At 59.9% G+C, this 986-nt stretch carries 2 protein-coding genes; both read left to right on the top strand.

From position 1 onward, the window contains the following. Nucleotides 1-293, top strand: a 293-nt coding sequence (locus tag EN780_RS39910) for a hypothetical protein (RefSeq protein ID WP_210215090.1), incomplete at its 5' end; no start/stop codon positions are given. A 99-nt stretch (nt 294-392) separates the two neighbouring features. Then, the coding region (locus tag EN780_RS35145; RefSeq protein WP_133372904.1) for a hypothetical protein at nt 393-986 on the top strand (594 nt) is incomplete at its 3' end.

The raw sequence follows: 986 nt of genomic DNA, 5'->3' as shown, positions 1-986 counted from the left end.
TCGCTGGGATGCGTGCGTGCGACGCGGCGGATCCATGCCGGGACGACTACATCTGCGTCAGTCCCGTCGCCAGCAGTCCCGAAGATTTCGAAGCGTATTTCGATGCTCGCTCGAATGCTCTAACCAAGAAGCCATACTTCAAATACATCGTAGGAAAGCCCTATTCCGCAGCTGACTATTACGGCCAGCGTTTTCCCGACAGGGATTGGCTCGACAGACATGATCGCCGGGGTCTCTGCATCCCGCCTTACTTTGTCTTCCAATTCCGGTCCGACAAGCACCCGAAACCGTAGCGACCGACTCATGGAGTTCGGCGGCGACCGTTTGAAGCTGACAAGTGAACGAAGGCGAACAGGAAGACTCGGGGGTGGCCCCCCACAGGGAGGAACCAGATGAATATCGGAACGCTGGCCTTTGGAACTTCGCGATGGGATCTTACCGGCACTGCGTCGGGCAACTTCCCGTCTGGACTCGACGACGCGATCGCGGCAACCCTGGCGAGCGGAGACTCGTATGCCTATGTCGGGCCGTTGTCTTCCAGCGGAAACATCCAAGTCATCAAGATCGACGGGCAGCCTCCTGCCTCTGTCCCGCCCGCCGTCGATTTCCAACCATCGGCGGCGCTGGCATTGGCGGCTCTTTGCGTGCGGGGAACCGATGTTATCAGGCTCTTCCTGCCGTCTCAGCCGGACGTGCTGGCTGGCAAATGGGTAGACGTTCCCCGAACTTCAGAATTTCAAGCAATGGCGGCATCTGATCGCGACCGGCAGCGAAAAACCTGGATTGACGCCCTCAGCAATGTACCGCGCGCAAAATGGCCGGCCGGCATTAACCTGTCGAAGAACGCCTTGGCTGCCGTCTCGGCACCTGCCTTGCGGATGCTCCTTGCATACCTGGCACCATACGTGTGCCCGGTAGCAGGGGTGGAGCAGCCCGGGAAGAAGTATCGCGGCGGCCAGACACATGGCCTCACGCTCCCTCTCCTG

The organism is Mesorhizobium sp. M4B.F.Ca.ET.089.01.1.1 (assembly GCF_004022605.1).
Lineage (GTDB): Bacteria > Pseudomonadota > Alphaproteobacteria > Rhizobiales > Rhizobiaceae > Mesorhizobium > Mesorhizobium abyssinicae.
The sequence above is the reverse complement of the archived record's forward strand: the minus strand, read 5'-3'. Positions and strand labels throughout refer to the sequence as shown.